Here is a 16,484-nt window from a genome sequence, read left to right as displayed (position 1 = left end):
AAAAATAATATAAACTAACTAAAAAAGATAGTGGAATAATCGTCAATCCTATTTTTAAAAACTTAGTTTGTTGATTACACAATCTAAGTTTTTTATGCTATACTAGTATGTAAGTTTAACAAATACATTAGAAAATGAAAAGGAGTGGAAAAAATGGCAACGATTACAAATCCTATTTTAACAGGATTTAACCCCGATCCAAGCATTTGCAGAGTAGGTGAAGACTATTATATTGCAGTATCCACCTTCGAATGGTTTCCAGGTGTAGGCATTTATCATTCGAAAGACTTAAAAAATTGGCGACTGGTCTCTCGTCCCTTAAACAGACGCAGTCAGCTTGATATGAAAGGTAATCCAAATTCTGGGGGTGTCTGGGCGCCGCAATTATCCTATACCGATGGACAGTTTTATTTAATTTATTCCGATGTAAAAGTAGTGAACGGCAACTGGAAAGATGGACATAATTATTTGGTGACAGCTACTGAAATAGATGGTGAATGGTCGGAACCGATTTATTTAAATAGCTCTGGTTTTGATCCCTCTTTATTTCATGATGAAGATGGTAAGAAATATTTGGTGAATATGAAATGGGATCACCGTGTAAACCACCATAACTTTTATGGTATCGTATTACAAGAATACGATCACACGCAACGTAAGCTAATTGGCCAGCCGCACATTATTTTTAAAGGAACGAATGTGATGTTAACGGAGGCTCCACATCTCTACAAATGGAATGGCTATTATTATTTATTAACAGCAGAGGGCGGCACCAAATTTGAGCATTGTTCCACGTTGGCTCGGTCGAAAAATCTTCATGGACCATATGAGGTACACCCAGATAATCCATTAATCACCTCTTGGCCTTATCCAAACAATCCGTTACAAAAGGCCGGACATTCCTCCATTGTGGAGACGCAGACTGGGGAATGGTTTCTAGTCCATTTAACGGGAAGGATATTGCCAAAGGATGGGCAGCCGATTCTAGATCCGCGCGGCTTTTGTCCATTAGGCCGGGAAACAGCCATCCAACGTTTAGAATGGAAAAAGGATTGGCCTTATGTCGTTGGCGGGAATCAACCCAGCTTGGAAATTGAAGGGCCAGATCTGCCAGAAGTAAAATGGGACGCTGACTATCCGATAAAGGATAATTTTGATTCTCCAACATTGAATTTACATTTTCAAAGCTTGCGCATTCCGTTACTTGATGCGTCTGCTTCGTTGACAGACAGGCCAGGACATTTACGATTATATGGCAAAGAGTCGCTTACTTCACGATTTACTCAGTCGTTTATCGCTCGTCGCTGGCAACATTTTCAGTTTCGTGCTGAAACCAAAGTGGCTTTTCGTCCTACCGATTTCCAACAATCTGCAGGTTTAGTCAATTATTATAATACAGAGCATTGGACCTCGCTGCAAATTACCTGGCACGAGGAAAAAGGAAGAATACTAGAGATCATGTGTTGTGATGACTTTCAATTTTCTCAGCCGCTGCAAGGTCAAGAAGTGATCATCCTAGAAGAAGTGGAATATGTTTATTTGCGTGCCGATATTACAACAAACACCTATCGATATTCTTATTCCCTTGATGGCGATCACTGGCATGAACTTCCAGAAAAGTTTGCATCCTATAAGCTGTCCGATGATTATATCAAAGGCGGCGGATTCTTCACTGGTGCCTTTATCGGTATGCAATGTCAGGATACATCTGGTCAGAACCAAGCTGCCGATTTTGATTATTTTATGTATCAGCCGAAATAAGAAAAAAACAGAAGGAAGCTTGGTTCTTAATCAGAAACGTTTCATAATCTCAAAAGCTTTGTTGTTCGACGTGACGTTTATTTCAGGTCAAAGCCTTTTAAGGGGTCGACATTATATCGTTTTGCTTACAAAAGAACCGAGCATGATGGCTCGGTTCTTCTCATACATCATCCTCATTTACAAAAAGTCTCTTCTCAGTTCCTCACCAGAACGTGGCGAAAGGTGACCTAATGTCACATCGTACACCGTTTTCGCACCGAATTGCTTTTCTTGACTTAACCGATAAGCTGCTCTAGCATAGGCAACAACTACACTGGCCGTAAATTCAGGATTACTATCTAATTGAAGGGAAAATTCATAGATTTGTTTGTTACCTTCCCCTGTATTACCACCACGGATGACAAACCCACCATGTGGTGCCTTGGAGTGATTTTGCTTTAATTCTTCTTCTGTAATAAAGTGAACCTCTGTTTCATAATCGGCAAAATAATGTGGCATCGTTTTGATTTCTTTTTCAATTGCTGCTGGATCTGCTTGTTCCTCTGCAACCACATAACAGACACGACGGTGTTTTTCAGAAGTAGCTAGTTCCGGATTGTTGCCGTCGCGCACTTTTTCAATCGCTGGTTCGGAAGGAATGGTATACTGAACACCATTTTTCACCCCATCTACTCTTCTGACAGCGTCCGAGTGGCCTTGACTTAAACCTTTACCCCAAAATGTGTAGTTCTCTCCGTTTGGTAGAATCGCATCCGCCATCACCCGGTTAATCGAGAATAAACCTGGATCCCAGCCTACCGAGATAATCGCCGTTTTGTCATGTTTTGTGGCAGCTTCATTGACAGATTGATAGAATTCAGGGATCTTGGCATGGGTATCATAACTATCTACAGTATGGAACATGCTTGCAAAGTGCGGCGTTTGCTCCGGCAAGTCTGTAGCTGATCCGCCGCAAAGCAACATCACATCAATCTCATTTTGATAATCGCTTGCCGCTGATATATGTAATGCCTTCACTCCAGTTTGATCAAGCACAAGGCTTGCTGGATCCCTTCTGGTGAACACTGCCACTAATTCCATATCAGGAGTTTGCCTGATCGCTTTCTCCGCACCTTTACCTAGATTACCATAGCCTACTATTCCTAGTCTTATCTTATTACTCATATTGTTTTCCTCCTCGTTTGTCAGATAATCTACGTTCTTTTTCTATTTTACTTTAAATCGCTTATAATGAAAAATCATAAAACGCTTTCTACTATGGAAATTACCATTTCTAATGTTACGAACCGACTCTTTTTGCCATACTTATAAGTAACAAATGGTGGGAGGAATTAGCCAATGAATACCGAACTGCAGCAACAGGTTCAGGATTTCTTAGTTCCAACATTGCATCCTGCCTTTATTTTATTATTTGGCTCCTATGCAAAAGGGAACCAGCGCTCCGATAGCGATCTTGATATGGCCTTTCTCTGTAAAAAAAGATACCCCTTTCGCCTATCCGACATTTTTAATTGCTCAAGAACTGGCAGATTTGTTGAAAACAGATGTGGATATAATTAATCTAAACGAAGCATCAACAGTGTTTAAGACTCAAATATTTTCATCAGGCATACTCATTTATTCTGAAGATGATACCTTTTTTATGAACAGCGCATGCTGGCATTGAGCATGTATGTCAGACTGAATGAAGACCGCAAAGTTGTTTTGGATAAAATCGATGAGAGCGGGACGATATATAAATTAGATGATGATTGTGATGGTCAAACTTTTTTCAGCATATAACAAATGTTATAAAATCATTTATAATAGGAAACCCTAACACTCCATTAGAAAAATAAGTTTTTCACTTGGATGGATAGAAATGATTCATTCTAATGGTATAATGGGGTTAGTAAACAATGAGGTGGTGTTTCTTATGCCAGAACAGCAAAACAAGGAATTTAAACGCAAATACGGTTGGATTGACAAATGGGTAAAGATGACTGGCGAACGGGCAAGAATCGATGCTAAAGCAAATAAAACATATATTATCTATGAGAAAGAGGGGAAACTTGTAAAAGAATTCCCTGACGGTACCATTATTCCTTTTCACAAAAAGGCTGACGTTTAATGTACTCGCAACGACCAATGTTTGTTGTATTTGCTGGTAATAACGGTAGTGGTAAAAGCACTTTTCGTAATCTAATTATCGATAAAATTGCTCTTGATATTAATATTGATCCTGAGGCGATTGCAAGGAGAATAGAACCAGAAAATCCGGAGGCAAGGAGAGTAACGACAGGAAAAGAAGTCATTAAATCGGTTAATGAATATAAAAGATTTTTCAATTGAAACAACACTTGCTGGCAAAAATGCACTTGGACAAATATGCAAAGCAAAAGAAAAAGGGTATGAAGTAACCATGTTTTACATTGCACTTAGTAACGTTAAACAAAACATCGAACGAGTTGCAATGAGAGTAAAAAATGGCGGGCATCATATTCAAACTGCAGATATTCTCCGAAGAAATGAAGCTTCATTTAAACACCTTTATGAGTATGCTCCTATTATCGATAATCTTATTCTAATTGACAACAGTAAAGAAAATGGAGAAACTGTGTTAGAAATTAATAGTGGTAAAATTACCTTTGAGACCGATCATCTACCTAATTGGGCAGTTCCTTTAAAAGAACAATTTAAATATGATTCGTAATCTTACTGATGAAAAAGAAGTTGGACTAATCTCCAACTTCTTTCTTTATACAAAAACCCTCTATTTTAGTTATCCACAATGACGAATTGGAGGTAAATATGACACATTACCTAAACCCCCGCATATGCCATAAACCCGCCATCCACCGGAATACACGCTCCTGTCACAAACCCGCTCGCTTCATCATCCGCTAGCCATAACAAGGTCCCAAGTAAATCATCTGGTGAGCCCAGCTTTTGCATCGGTGTATGATCGAGTATTTTTTGCATTCTTGCGGTTGGGGTGCCATCCTCGTTCGTTAGCAATCCGCGATTCTGATCGGTTAGGAAAAAACCAGGGGCAATCGCATTGACACGTATATTCGCTTCTGCCATATATACCGCCAACCATTGGGTGAAATTATTGATTGCCGCTTTGGCAGCACTATAAGCAGGCACCTTGGTCATCGGACTGACCGAACTCATCGACGAAATATTAATAATCGTCGTAGTCCTTTCCACCATCCGTTTGGCAAAAATTTGCGTCGGAATCAAAGAACCGATGAAATTCAAATTGAATACCGAAGAAAATCCTTCTGTTGTCATATCAAAAAAGGAACGAATCACTTCATCTCCCTGAGCATTTTTTTGAAAAACTTCATGGCTGGTCGTGCCATTGGGATGATTGCCACCAGCACCATTAATCAACACATCACACGGTCCGTACAGCTGGAATACCTTTTCTTCTGCCGCGATTACCTGATCGCGTTCTAATACATCACAAGCAATCGCAACAGCCTCTCCACCGTTATCCTTAATCTCAGCCACTACTCGCTCTGCTTTCTCAAGCGTGCGATTCAATACAGCCACTTTCATTCCCTGTCGAGCTAGTTCTTTGGCCATGGCGCCACAAAGCACCCCGCCTCCGCCCGTTACGACGGCTACTTGATCGGTTAAATTCGAATGTGTTGGCAACATTGCTTATCTGCTCCTTTCGCTATTTAATTGATTGGCATCCCATAATCCTTGTAAGTACATCACACCAAGCGCTCGATCATAAAGGCCATAACCTGGGCGGCATTCCTCCTCCCAGATATGCCTGCCATGATCCGGTCTGACATATCCCTGATAATCGACATCATACAAGGCCCTAACGATCTGATCAATGGGCAGGGACCCATCTTTGGTCAGATGAGAGGTTTCAATAAAATCCCCATTGTCAAATAACCTGACGTTACGTATATGAGCAAAGTGGATGCGATCCTGCAGTTCATGAATAATCTCAACCAGATGATTACTTGGATTCACCCCTAGTGCCCCACTACACAACGTAATACCGTGATAACGGCTATCAACTAAATCGACGATTTGCAGCAAATCTTCTTTTGACGTAACTATCCGTGGTAAACCAAAGACTTCCCATGGCGGATCATCCGGATGGATCGCCAATTTCACATCATGCTCTTCACAAACAGGAATCACTCGCTCTAAAAAGTAACGGAGATTGCCCCTTAAATCATCTGCCGATACCGTTTGATAAGCGGCAAATAATTCTTTTAGAATGCCTAAACGCTCCGGCTCCCAACCTGGCATCGTATAATCTGGATTACCCGCGATCATGTCCACCAATTCCATCGGATCAATGTTATCGACCTTGGTCTTCTCATAAAATAAGGCGGTGGAACCATCAGGCAGTCTGCCATGTAAATTGGTTCTTATCCAATCAAATACTGGCATAAAATTATAACAAATTACCTTTACTCCGACCATCGCCAAATGCCGGATCGTTTGAATATAGTTATCGATATAGACATCCCGATTGGCACTTCCCAGTTTAATGGATTCATGAATATTTACACTTTCCACCACTTCTAAATGAAACCCAGCCCTCGCGCCTGCCTGTTTTATTTCTTGCATGCGTTCCAACGGCCAAACATCGCCCGCCGGAATATCATGCAAGGCCCATACTAAACCTTCCACACCAGGAATTTGTTTTATTTGGGGTATTGTCACACTATCATTGTCTTCCCCAAACCACCTAAACACCATCTTCATCTTGTAATCTCCTTCATCTCAGTAAATGGTCCTTCCCTTCTCATCAGGCACTCCTGATTTACGATAAAAATACGTATTTACTTGATCGCACCACTCTCTTGCATTCCTTCTCTGCCATTCAAAACGTTCATGTACCTTGGCATGCCGTGTGTCATCTATTACACTATGGAGTGACTCCCACTTCATGATTAACTGCTCTACCTGTTCTACACCTGCAAAATGGGTATCATAAATATGCTGAATAACCGTTTTGCCACTTTTTAATGTATACTTGTATGGTACATGATGAAAAAATAATAAGACCTCCTCTGGACAAGACGTTAGCTGATTAAATATCGACTGATTGGGTTCCTGATATTGGGCTGTATAACCCGTTCCTGTCTCTCTCGTTCTATCCACTCCCACCCCATCACGATCAGCAAAATGGTAGGTGCCCCACCTGGAATATTCATAACCATCGACATTTGGCCCATAATGGTGTCCTGGATTGACCATCCAGCCTACGCCTAGCGGTGCCGTATAATTTTCATAAATCCTCCACGAATCCAGAAGTATGCTGGCTAACGTCTCTATAAGTAGCGTTTGACTGCCAAAGGTTTGTACGATCCATTCTTCCGCAATCGCCCCCGCAGATAATTCCGGATTCCAAGCCAACCGGCCATACCCATACAGATTCACTTGAGCCAGTGTATGTCCCGTCCAGTTCTCATCATCACCGATATTAGCTACTGCAGCCAATCCGCTATATTTGTATGGCTGTATCTTCCCAGCCATCATTTCTGTGATAGTGGACCCCTTCCCCCTGATATAGGTATCAAACTGCAATACCTCCTTCCATTGAGGAATCAAATAACAAAGGTCTCGCTGCTGTCCTGTATACTCTTGGGCAATCTGAAATTCCACTAGTTGATTCGTCCGTTCCATCGCCCCAATCAAAGGAGAAACCGGCTCCCGAACTTGAAAATCCATCGGTCCGTTCTTAATTTGTAAGATCACATTTTCTCGAAACCTGCCATCCAACGGCTTAAAATGATCATATGCTGCTCTTGCCCGATCAGTACTGCGGTCACGCCAGTCCTGCACACAGTTATACACAAAACAACGCCAAATCACCTTCCCTTGAAAAGGTGCCAGCGCTTCTGCCAGCATGTTTGCCCCATCCGCATGATCTCGATCATATGTAAATGGCCCCGGTCGATGCTCCGAGTCTGCCTTCACCACAAAGCCACCAAAACCAGGAATATAATCATAGATTTCCTTTACCTTCTGTTGCCACCACTGCTGCACTTGCTTCGCCATAGGGTCCGCTGTTGCTAAACCATCGATAGCCATCGGACTGGCAAAGTTTATACTCAAATATAGCGAGAGACCATACGCCTCAAAGATATCCGTGATTTCTTTTATTTCTGATAAATATTTATCGGTAATAAAATAGGTTTCCTCTTCCCACACATTTACATTATTGATAGCGATTGCATTAATCCCTACAGAAGCTAAATATCGTGCATAATCTCTTATTCTCGTTTTATCTTTGACAATCATGCCATTTTGATAAAAAATAGATTTCCCTGCATATCCCCTTTCGACACTGCCATCCAAGTTATCCCACTGGTTGAGCATTCGCAAGCTATTTTTAGGATTTTCTAGATTATTTAATCGCGATACATCATAACCCAATTGGAGTTGACGTAATAGATAAAAGATACCGTATAATAAAGCTTTATCCGTCTCCCCCGTAATAATCAGCTGTTCATTACGGAAAACGATCAGAAACCCCTCGTCAGAAGCTTGTTGAATGGTTTCTATTTGTTGATCATCTAATAATACTGCTATCCGATCAATGGTACCGACTACCATACTCTCTTCCATATTATTCGTGAACCTTGGTTGTATGCCAAACATACCTTTCAGCCCACGTATCAGCTCTGCGGAAATAGAGGAAGCAATGGGCGATGTATTCCAAATAGCTATTTGCTGGAACTTGGGCAGATTCTTTCCTTCTATTGGCCGATACTGCAGCCACATACGATAATCAAGTTTGGTTCGCATAACACCTTCACTCTCCTTTTCAAATTAAGCAAAAAAGTCTGGGTTGGCTTCTTTTAATGCCCCTTTTTCTACATCGACTAATCGGAGATGTTCGATCGTTGTTTCTTCTGCCAAATCGACATCCTTGTTTGATATCGCTTCGAAAATACGGCGGTGCTGGGACACAACAATCTTCCAGTCATGATTAACGGCCAGGCGTAGTAACCGGAGCCGGTCAAACTGAATATTCATCCGCTTCACCATATCCCATGTGCGAAGTTTACCACACCCCTTATATAGCAATCGGTGAAATTCATCATCCAACTCAAATAAACGTTGAAAAGAACCCTTCTCTAAGGAAAACTCCTGTAGCGTCAAATTCGTCTCCACTTGCAGCAGCGCCTCTTCACCCATGTTCCTTGCCGCCTCCGCCACAATCGCCTTTTCAATATTTTCACGCACAAATCGACCTTCTTCTACGGAGTTCAAATCAATTTTGGCTACAATGGTCCCAATCTGTGGCAATATTTCCAGCAGACCTTCTTGATTTAGTTGTAAAAAAGCCTCACGAACCGGCGTACGACTCACCTCTAATTTATCGGCGATTTCTTTTTCAGACAGCTTCATTCCTGGGGCAATCTCCCCAATCATAATCTGTTCTTTGGTTGACCGATAGACATAATCCCGTGATGAACCCTTTTCTCTCTGTCTTGGATAAGCCATGCTTATACCTCCTACTTCATACTAGTATGGTAGTATCATTATACGTTTTTTTTCTGATAAATTCAACATCGGAATACATCATTGGGAAAGACAATCGCCTGCCTTTCCCTAAATAAGCGTGCTTTCATATAGCCGAGTTAATCATAATACCAAGTACCAGACAGGATAAGACGGAAAACAGCACCTTCCTTTCACCACGCAAAACAAAAGCAAGACAAACCGACAACAGCACTGCCCCTGTTACAAGCGAAGGCACAGCAAAAACCGTCAATAGATCCAACAAGAAAAAGCAAACCAATAAACCAACTGCTACCCTTTTTGTCCAAAACAACAGGTTCCATGGCAAAGGCTCTTGGACTGCCCAGGTACCTAATAACTCCTTCGCCTTCACCGGCTTCTCTCTGTTCTCATTAAATCGCACATAAGCTGGCTGTAAATATGGCGCATTTCCATTCAGCGAATCAATTCCCCAATGAAAATCCCTGCCACACAACGGAAAACTGCTGATAATAGCTTTTGCCGCCGTCTCCTGTTCAAATGGCGGTTCCAATTTAATATCGCCATCATAGGAAAAGTTGATCTTCTGTCCTTCTGCCGCTCCAAAATAATCCTTCCAATGATAGGTTCGTAGACTAGAAAAAAGAAACTGCCATTTACTATATTTTTGCAGGCGAGCCATACTAGAATCCACCTCGACCCAACCGTCTCCTTCTATATATACTTCATTCCAAGCATGTCCATTCATTTTTCCCAGTGCCCAGCACCCATAAATAACTCTGCATGGGATGCCGATCGAGCGGCAGAGAGCTGCATATAGTTGCGAGAATTCACCACAATCCCCTTTTCCCAATTCGCAAAAGCTCTGCACTCCTCGTGCCTTGGGTGGATAAACATATTTAAAATGATCAACCACATATACAAAAATGGCTTCCGCTTGCGCACGTGGGTCTGTCTGATTCGCAATGATCGACTGCGCTAACGCCCTTGTCTCCTCATCCCAATAACATAAATAGGATGACCTGACATAAAATTGCTTTTCATCTGAGCTTAGACTTACTTTTTTTGCTGAACTCGGATTTATTTGATACGTCATCGTGAGCTCAGACTGTGGCTGAATCACAAAGTAATGCAACTCGTTATAACAGCTAGATGTTTGCTGAGATGGCGAAAGGTTGGTTTCCAATAACTCTGCCTGTTCCGGAATCGATAACCACAGTTCTGTTGCATGTTCGTCTTCGTTTCTATAGCGATAAGTTACCTGATGTTGCTTCCTCATGACATCACCTCTTTTTCATTCAGCGGATACACGCTTTATCACCGCGTTAAGGATTCGTAAGTTTTCCGACTATAGGAGTGGTATCCCGTAGTGGTTTTGGAAAACAACGATCCCTAAACATCCTGATAAGTCTCGCTATTGTTTAAGGGAAAAAGACATTCCCTCTAAACAAAGTCTCACTTTATTATAACGAAAGTTCCGCTACATCTCAGTAAAAAAATCTCCACTCATTTTGCTTGAATCAATTGTTAACATCCACTACTTCCTTTATAGTAAATAAGTAGAACAAATCAGAAAGGTGATCCATATGAATGTAGAGACTTTTGTCGAGAATTATTATGTAGAGAGAAAAAATACAGACTCCTTAAAATGGGACTTACTTGAAGAACGCTTTGGTGACGCCGATCTCCTACCCATGTGGGTGGCAGATATGGAATTCAAGGCACCAGATGGTGTGTTTGAGGCGCTGACCGAACGTATCCAGCATGGTGCTTACGGTTATTCCTTTGTACCTGACTCTTACTATCAAGCCTTTTCCGATTGGATGGAGAAGTATTTCGGCTACAAGGTGGACAAAGAATGGTGCAGACCAGCTACTGGTGTGGTATCGGCATTGTACTGGTTTATGAACTGCTTTACGGCGGAAAAGGATGCCGTGCTGATTACACCGCCTGTCTACTATCCTTTTTTCAGCGTGGTCAATGACCTGAACCGTACACTCGTCACCGTTGATATGACGGATAATGATGGTCGTTTTGAGTTGGATTTCGATCAGTTGGAACAAGCCATTGCCGACAATAATGTTAAACTCTTCCTGCTCTGCTCACCGCACAACCCGGCAGGAAGAGTCTGGACCGAAGACGAGCTGGAGAAGATGCTAGCCATCTGTGACAAACACGATGTCCTCGTGATCGCGGATGAGATTCACCAAGATTTTGCCTTGCATCATCACAAGCATATCCCGGCACCACTCATAGCAGATGGTAAATACAGAGACCGTATCCTGCTCGTGAATGCCGCTTCTAAAACGTTCAATCTGCCAGGGCTGGTCCATGCCAATATTGTGATAGAAAACCCGGCACTGCGGCAAAAGTTTGATGACTATGCCAATCAACATATCATGAGCGAGAAAAACCTGCTCGGCCATATTGCTACAGAAGCAGCCTACCGAACGGGCGAAGAATGGCTCGATGGACTTCGCCATGTGATTGAAGCGAACTACGATTATGTTAAAAAAGAACTAACTACTCATATACCGGAAATTAGAGTATGTGATTTGGAAGGCACTTATCTGCCGCTGATTGATTTGAAAGGATTTCTAGATCCTAACGATGTAAAGAAATTCGTCCAGGACAAATGCAGGCTTGCTGTTGATTATGGGGAGTGGTTTGGTGCCGCTTATAAGGGGTATATTCGCTTGAATTTGGCTACTCATCCTAAGTTAGTCAAAGAAGCGGTGGAGAGAATCGTGAGGGAATACGAGAAGTTGTAGGTTATACCAGATGAACTAAATGATGAAAAAAATTGAAATATGCATCCATTTCAATTCTGATGTATAATAAAGTTAAATCAGTATATAATAAAACTCTCGGTGGTGGTGCACCGAACGTTAGTGTAATAGCCCTTCAAGGGGGCGGCTACACAAACCCATAAGAAATAACCACTGTTTGCTTTGCCAGGCTTAGGTGGTTATTTTTCAAATGACAGGATGATCATCAGTGTAGCAAATGCAACAGCAAACATTTTATCAATAGTTTTTATAAAAAAGTGTAAATTTAACAATGTTATTTCACTGCATACATGTATTTAAAGAATAAATGTATACCTGTTCCACCAAATTATTAAAGGGCAATTGTGACTTCGTTATGTCATGATTGCCCAATTATATGGAATAGGCACCTTTGTTGGATTTCTATACCCTATCTTTAATAGTCGCTAAAGTTTAAATTCATAATATCTACCTAATTCGAATCAAATACTTCTCGATAAAATTCCCTTAATTCAGCTCCATTATCTGGCCATTCAGGCGACTGTTCGTTAACCATCATCCCCAATGCATCAAGACAGCGATGCCATCCTGCAGCTGTTGCGGCTGCCCAAGACCGGTCATCAAACGTATGTTCAAATGTCATTCGGCATCCCTCGGGAGTGTTTTGCAATTCGATTCGCAGTAAATCATCAACCTCACGAAAAGCAAAAACTTCAGGCGGCTCGAATGAAGTAATCACTCCTTCATACTTCGTTCCTTCTCCATCATCAAAGTTAATTTTACCACCTTCATTGAGATCCATCTCTCCTGTTGCAAACGGATACCACTTGGTAAAGTAATCAGGATCCGTTATACAGCGGAAAACACGCTTAGGTTTATGTGCAAAAAAACGCTTAAATTGCAAAACACAACGACCATCTCTTTCATTTAAAATTCCATATTCATTCATTTTTTCTTCCTCCATTTTATTCTTAATTTCAATATTAACATAAGCAAAAAATTTTATCTTAAACACCCTTATGAACAAGACGAGCCCCATTATTATTCGATTAATACGCCTGTTTAAGAAATAACAAAAGAGGTTCTATTGGTCTATTGGCACTCTGGAATAAAATATTATACTAAAGCCACTTATTTTATTCAAAATTAACCAAGAGATGTTTTTTGCTCAATCCGTTTGCCGCCATCCTTTGTTTCTACAAATTTCACTGCACCATTATCAAAAACCTCATATTTTCAATAGCTAACTACTTGAACCTTGCTAACTTTAACATTCCAATCTTTTATTAGTGTAAATTGGGCCTTTACTGTTACTTCAAGTTCTTTACTGCCTTTAAAATTCCTTAAGTTCAATTTCTTTTCAAATCATTTCTCCTGATTTTATTGCGCTATTCAATGAGAAAAAACAGGTAATCTATTTTTCATCATATATCGTTCCAATTGAACCTGAACCTTAAATTTCTCTTTAATATACAGCTGGTATCTCAATTACCATTCATATAAGACTATCTTTATTAGCTTATTTCAATCACACTTTTAATAAAATCATCTGGTTTCGTAACAATATGCTCATAGGCTTGATCCACTTCATCTAACGAATGGACATGGGTAATCATATCCTTCATATGAAATCGCCCATTGTCCATCAAAGTCATCATTGCTTTCATTGCTTCAACATGTACTTGGTTTCTGCGTTCATGCGCATTAATCACGGTAAGTGCCTTCCAATTCCAAAGCTGCATGTTCACATTTCTTATCCCTTGATGACTTTGATGATAACCGACAATGGATAACACACCATGAACCGCTGCCAATTCCCCAGCCAATGCTAACCCTTGCGGTGAGCCGGTGGTATCCACACTTACATCTATTCCTTGGCCGATTTCATCCCAGTCTGTCACTTTGTATGTATCTGGAACTTCATGAGCAAGATATACCTCATCCGCCCCAAAGCGTTTGGCATGATCTAAGCTTTCTTGCCGGATATCAATAGCAATTATTTTACCAGCTCCCTTATGCTTCATAAGCTGCATAAAGCCTAAACCCATAAAACCTAAACCAACAACAGCTACTGTATCACCCAAATTCACTGGCGTACGATTGGCACCACTCCATAAACAAGAAAGTGGTTCACCGATAGCGACCATGCCTTCTAATTCATCAGGAATTTTTATCACATCCTGATATTCGGCTACTGCGTATTCTGCAAAGGCTTGATTAAACAGCCCTGTCACCCGATCTCCTTTACAGAAACCTTCTACATTACTTCCTACCTCTTCAATGATTCCCATTCCTTCATGACCAAGAATTGTTTGTTCCTGCTCGATTGCCCCTTGTTGCCAGGGATGTAGTTCAGAAGCACAGACACCACAGTATTTCACCTTGATTAGCACCTGATTATTCGTGATTTCCGGGCGAGGTACTTCCATTATTTTATTCGTTTTTGCGCTGGTTAAAATGGAGGCCTTCATGTTCATCCGCTCCCTTTCCTACATGGTCGATTGTTTTCTTCTGTTAACATAACATATTTAGGCGTGACTTTTCACCCTGCCCTATCTATTTTCAAAAAAACGTTCATCCAATTCATTTCTTATACATTTTTTTCACGTAGCGTTACAATATAAAGTAAGGAGGAATAAAAATGACGACATTTAGTGGAAAAACAGCCATTATTACTGGCGGGGCAAGTGGTATTGGATTAGCCATATCAAAAGAATTAATGGAAAATGGTATTCAAGTCGTTGTAGCAGACATTAATAAAGAGGCGATTGATACCAATACGAAGGAAAATGAATTATATGAAGGCGAAGTGGTCGATGTTACCAATGAAGAACAAGTGGAAACCTTTGTGAACCATGTAGCTGATAAATATGGCAGCATCGACTATTCTTTTCACGTTGCCGGTGCCAATAAATCAGATCTTATTATTGATCAAACATTAGAAGATTGGAACTTTACCGTCAACCTAGTGCTCAACGGTGTTTTCTTATTTACCAAACATGTGGGTAGAAAAATGAAGGAGCAAAAACATGGTAAAATGGTAAACGTCTCTTCTTTAAATGCACATGTACCGATGTTTTATGGAGCTGCCTATTCGTCTGCCAAAGCAGCCGTTGAAAATTTAACAAGGAATGCAGCTTTGGAATTAAGCGACTATCACATTAATGTGAATGCTATCCTACCTGGATTGGTAGCCACACCTTTAACCAAAGATATGACAGATAATGAAGAAATCAACCGAAGGTTCATGGAAAGAATTCCTGCAAAAAGGGCAGGTGAACCTAGTGAAATAGCGAAGCCAGCCGTATTTCTAGTGTCGGATGACGCTAGTTACATTAACGGAACTTCTCTTGTAATAGACGGTGGCTGGGAAGTAACTGGTTATCCTGACATGAGAGTATAATAAAGCTACAGATAATAGCGGATAACGTCATCAAGCAATGACGTTATCCGCTATTTTTTATGATAGTGAAATCATCCTATCACGCCATATTCCGATATAATGCTTCGGTAATCTCATACTGAAGCTCTTCACCAGATGTATATCGCTTGATCTCTTCCAGCATAAATGCACCTAACCGAGCTCTTTCGTTACCTGCACTCCCTGCAATATGAGGAGTCAACACCACATTCGGCAGAGAATATAATGGAGATTCTTCAACTGGCGGCTCTGGATACGTCACATCTAAAACAGCTGTTATATCTGGACGCTTTTGCAATACCTCTATCAATTCCTCTTCTCTCACAATCGCTCCCCTGGCTGTATTAATAAAGGTTGCCTGTTGTTTCATCGATTGGAAATGTTCTCTCTTGATCATTCCCTTTGTATCAGGCAACAGTGGGCTATGCAATGAGACAACATCTGACCTTTTAAACATATCCTCCACGGAACATAATTCGACATCTAACCGCTCGGCTTCCTCCGCACTGACAAATGGATCATAAGCCAATACTTTTAAGTCAAAATGCTGCAGCAACTCGATGACTTTCCTGCCAATTTGGCTCAAAGAAATAATGCCAACTGTCGATTGATAAGCGCCAACAAGAGACTGATACATGCCATTTACATAATTCTTTTCTTTCAATTGTCTGGATAGCTCCCAACCATTTTTTAAGGAAAATAGTATCTCGCTTAACGTGAATTCTGCGACTGGAATCGCATTGGCTTGATTAGCTGTCGTAATCTTGATTCTTCTCGACCAAACCTCTTCAGACAATAACTTCTTCATCGTTCCCGCCGCATAAAAAATGGCTTCCAACGATGGGGTTTTGTCTAAAAAAGCTTGATCAAATACCGGGGCTCCCCATCCTGAGAAAATGACGTCGACCTCTTGTAATAACTCAACATGTTCTTGGCAGTTACGTTTGGTTAATGGGGGCCCGATGATATCCACATATTGCGCAATCTCCTTTTGTACAGCAGGAGAATACACCGTTTCAAATAACTGATCATCCATGATAAACAAAGCTTTTTTCATGTTT

The 16,484-nt window shown here is 41.0% G+C and carries 17 protein-coding genes; 8 read left to right on the top strand and 9 right to left on the bottom strand.

The features are described 5' to 3' along the window. Positions 1–153 precede the first annotated feature (153 nt). Positions 154–1,761, top strand: coding sequence for a glycoside hydrolase family 43 protein (locus E0E32_RS03790; RefSeq protein ID WP_130859020.1), 1,608 nt, complete (start codon positions 154–156; stop codon positions 1,759–1,761). A gap of 177 nt (positions 1,762–1,938) precedes the next feature. On the opposite strand, the gene E0E32_RS03785 is transcribed toward E0E32_RS03790, so the two are convergent. Next, positions 1,939–2,925: a diaminopimelate dehydrogenase gene (locus E0E32_RS03785; RefSeq protein WP_130859019.1), complete on the bottom strand. Its 987-nt coding sequence runs from the start codon at positions 2,923–2,925 to the stop codon at positions 1,939–1,941. A gap of 174 nt (positions 2,926–3,099) precedes the next feature. Here E0E32_RS03785 and E0E32_RS22570 point away from each other — a divergent pair, with 174 nt between their 5' ends. The 5 genes from E0E32_RS22570 to E0E32_RS03770 all read left to right on the top strand — a co-directional run bounded on the left by E0E32_RS22570 (position 3,100) and on the right by E0E32_RS03770 (position 4,453). Further along, positions 3,100–3,321 (top strand): nucleotidyltransferase domain-containing protein, encoded by a 222-nt coding sequence (locus E0E32_RS22570; protein ID WP_286171696.1) that lies wholly within the window; start codon positions 3,100–3,102, stop codon positions 3,319–3,321. Beyond that, complete coding sequence (locus tag E0E32_RS22865) at positions 3,308–3,427, top strand: nucleotidyltransferase domain-containing protein (protein ID WP_286171719.1); 120 nt, start codon at positions 3,308–3,310, stop codon at positions 3,425–3,427. The genes E0E32_RS22570 and E0E32_RS22865 overlap by 14 nt, the downstream gene beginning before the upstream one ends. A 249-nt stretch (positions 3,428–3,676) precedes the next feature. Further along, positions 3,677–3,871, top strand: a complete 195-nt coding sequence (locus E0E32_RS03775; protein WP_066196706.1) for a hypothetical protein — start codon at positions 3,677–3,679, stop codon at positions 3,869–3,871. Beyond that, on the top strand, positions 3,871–4,092 hold the full coding sequence (locus E0E32_RS22560) for a hypothetical protein (protein ID WP_286171695.1): 222 nt from the start codon (positions 3,871–3,873) through the stop codon (positions 4,090–4,092). The genes E0E32_RS03775 and E0E32_RS22560 overlap by 1 nt, the downstream gene beginning before the upstream one ends. Next, positions 4,067–4,453 (top strand): ATPase, encoded by a 387-nt coding sequence (locus tag E0E32_RS03770; protein WP_286171694.1) that lies wholly within the window; start codon positions 4,067–4,069, stop codon positions 4,451–4,453. The genes E0E32_RS22560 and E0E32_RS03770 overlap by 26 nt, the downstream gene beginning before the upstream one ends. 110 nt (positions 4,454–4,563) lie before the next feature. Here the strand turns inward: E0E32_RS03770 and E0E32_RS03765 are convergent, their stop codons facing one another. The 5 genes from E0E32_RS03765 to E0E32_RS03745 all read right to left on the bottom strand — a co-directional run bounded on the left by E0E32_RS03765 (position 4,564) and on the right by E0E32_RS03745 (position 10,513). Then, positions 4,564–5,409 carry an SDR family oxidoreductase gene (locus tag E0E32_RS03765; RefSeq protein WP_130859018.1) on the bottom strand — a complete coding sequence of 282 codons (846 nt, stop codon included), beginning with the start codon at positions 5,407–5,409 and terminating at the stop codon, positions 4,564–4,566. A gap of 3 nt (positions 5,410–5,412) precedes the next feature. Then, positions 5,413–6,486 carry a mannonate dehydratase gene (gene uxuA / locus E0E32_RS03760; RefSeq protein WP_130859017.1) on the bottom strand — a complete coding sequence of 358 codons (1,074 nt, stop codon included), beginning with the start codon at positions 6,484–6,486 and terminating at the stop codon, positions 5,413–5,415. Between the two features lie 18 nt (positions 6,487–6,504). Further along, positions 6,505–8,535: an alpha-glucuronidase family glycosyl hydrolase gene (locus E0E32_RS03755; protein ID WP_130859016.1), complete on the bottom strand. Its 2,031-nt coding sequence runs from the start codon at positions 8,533–8,535 to the stop codon at positions 6,505–6,507. A gap of 24 nt (positions 8,536–8,559) precedes the next feature. Continuing rightward, positions 8,560–9,237 carry a GntR family transcriptional regulator gene (locus E0E32_RS03750; protein WP_066195883.1) on the bottom strand — a complete coding sequence of 226 codons (678 nt, stop codon included), beginning with the start codon at positions 9,235–9,237 and terminating at the stop codon, positions 8,560–8,562. A gap of 124 nt (positions 9,238–9,361) precedes the next feature. Then, on the bottom strand, positions 9,362–10,513 hold the full coding sequence (locus E0E32_RS03745; protein ID WP_130859015.1) for a transglutaminase-like domain-containing protein: 1,152 nt from the start codon (positions 10,511–10,513) through the stop codon (positions 9,362–9,364). A gap of 307 nt (positions 10,514–10,820) precedes the next feature. Between E0E32_RS03745 and E0E32_RS03740 the strand changes: the two genes are divergently transcribed. Then, positions 10,821–12,005 (top strand): MalY/PatB family protein, encoded by a 1,185-nt coding sequence (locus E0E32_RS03740; RefSeq protein ID WP_130859014.1) that lies wholly within the window; start codon positions 10,821–10,823, stop codon positions 12,003–12,005. 469 nt (positions 12,006–12,474) lie between these two features. On the opposite strand, the gene E0E32_RS03735 is transcribed toward E0E32_RS03740, so the two are convergent. Next, positions 12,475–12,951 carry an SRPBCC family protein gene (locus E0E32_RS03735; protein ID WP_130859013.1) on the bottom strand — a complete coding sequence of 159 codons (477 nt, stop codon included), beginning with the start codon at positions 12,949–12,951 and terminating at the stop codon, positions 12,475–12,477. Between the two features lie 565 nt (positions 12,952–13,516). After that, positions 13,517–14,473: an alcohol dehydrogenase catalytic domain-containing protein gene (locus tag E0E32_RS03730; protein WP_165444948.1), complete on the bottom strand. Its 957-nt coding sequence runs from the start codon at positions 14,471–14,473 to the stop codon at positions 13,517–13,519. Between the two features lie 170 nt (positions 14,474–14,643). On the opposite strand from E0E32_RS03730, the gene E0E32_RS03725 reads away from it, so the two are divergent. Next, the gene (locus E0E32_RS03725; RefSeq protein ID WP_130859011.1) at positions 14,644–15,405 is read left to right on the top strand and encodes an SDR family NAD(P)-dependent oxidoreductase; all 762 of its coding nucleotides are present in this window, start codon (positions 14,644–14,646) and stop codon (positions 15,403–15,405) included. Between the two features lie 79 nt (positions 15,406–15,484). On the opposite strand, the gene E0E32_RS03720 is transcribed toward E0E32_RS03725, so the two are convergent. Beyond that, on the bottom strand, positions 15,485–16,459 hold the full coding sequence (locus tag E0E32_RS03720; protein WP_286171691.1) for a hydroxyacid dehydrogenase: 975 nt from the start codon (positions 16,457–16,459) through the stop codon (positions 15,485–15,487). Positions 16,460–16,484 lie beyond the last annotated feature (25 nt).

The sequence above is a fragment of the Gracilibacillus phocaeensis genome (genome assembly GCF_900626275.1).
Lineage (GTDB): Bacteria > Bacillota > Bacilli > Bacillales > Amphibacillaceae > Gracilibacillus > Gracilibacillus timonensis.
This window is presented reverse-complemented; position numbering and strand designations above follow the sequence as displayed.

What these genes read in the sequence shown, in the direction of transcription:
- E0E32_RS03790 (WP_130859020.1), top strand. Translation starts at nt 154, where the DNA reads ATGGCAACGATTACAAATCCTATTTTAACAGGATTTAACCCCGATCCA.
- E0E32_RS03785 (WP_130859019.1), bottom strand. Translation starts at nt 2,925, where the DNA reads ATGAGTAATAAGATAAGACTAGGAATAGTAGGCTATGGTAATCTAGGT.
- E0E32_RS22570 (WP_286171696.1), top strand. Translation starts at nt 3,100, where the DNA reads ATGAATACCGAACTGCAGCAACAGGTTCAGGATTTCTTAGTTCCAACA.
- E0E32_RS03775 (WP_066196706.1), top strand. Translation starts at nt 3,677, where the DNA reads ATGCCAGAACAGCAAAACAAGGAATTTAAACGCAAATACGGTTGGATT.
- E0E32_RS22560 (WP_286171695.1), top strand. Translation starts at nt 3,871, where the DNA reads ATGTACTCGCAACGACCAATGTTTGTTGTATTTGCTGGTAATAACGGT.
- E0E32_RS03770 (WP_286171694.1), top strand. Translation starts at nt 4,067, where the DNA reads ATGAATATAAAAGATTTTTCAATTGAAACAACACTTGCTGGCAAAAAT.
- E0E32_RS03765 (WP_130859018.1), bottom strand. Translation starts at nt 5,409, where the DNA reads ATGTTGCCAACACATTCGAATTTAACCGATCAAGTAGCCGTCGTAACG.
- uxuA (WP_130859017.1), bottom strand. Translation starts at nt 6,486, where the DNA reads ATGAAGATGGTGTTTAGGTGGTTTGGGGAAGACAATGATAGTGTGACA.
- E0E32_RS03755 (WP_130859016.1), bottom strand. Translation starts at nt 8,535, where the DNA reads ATGCGAACCAAACTTGATTATCGTATGTGGCTGCAGTATCGGCCAATA.
- E0E32_RS03750 (WP_066195883.1), bottom strand. Translation starts at nt 9,237, where the DNA reads ATGGCTTATCCAAGACAGAGAGAAAAGGGTTCATCACGGGATTATGTC.
- E0E32_RS03745 (WP_130859015.1), bottom strand. Translation starts at nt 10,513, where the DNA reads ATGAGGAAGCAACATCAGGTAACTTATCGCTATAGAAACGAAGACGAA.
- E0E32_RS03740 (WP_130859014.1), top strand. Translation starts at nt 10,821, where the DNA reads ATGAATGTAGAGACTTTTGTCGAGAATTATTATGTAGAGAGAAAAAAT.
- E0E32_RS03735 (WP_130859013.1), bottom strand. Translation starts at nt 12,951, where the DNA reads ATGAATGAATATGGAATTTTAAATGAAAGAGATGGTCGTTGTGTTTTG.
- E0E32_RS03730 (WP_165444948.1), bottom strand. Translation starts at nt 14,473, where the DNA reads ATGAAGGCCTCCATTTTAACCAGCGCAAAAACGAATAAAATAATGGAA.
- E0E32_RS03725 (WP_130859011.1), top strand. Translation starts at nt 14,644, where the DNA reads ATGACGACATTTAGTGGAAAAACAGCCATTATTACTGGCGGGGCAAGT.
- E0E32_RS03720 (WP_286171691.1), bottom strand. Translation starts at nt 16,459, where the DNA reads ATGGATGATCAGTTATTTGAAACGGTGTATTCTCCTGCTGTACAAAAG.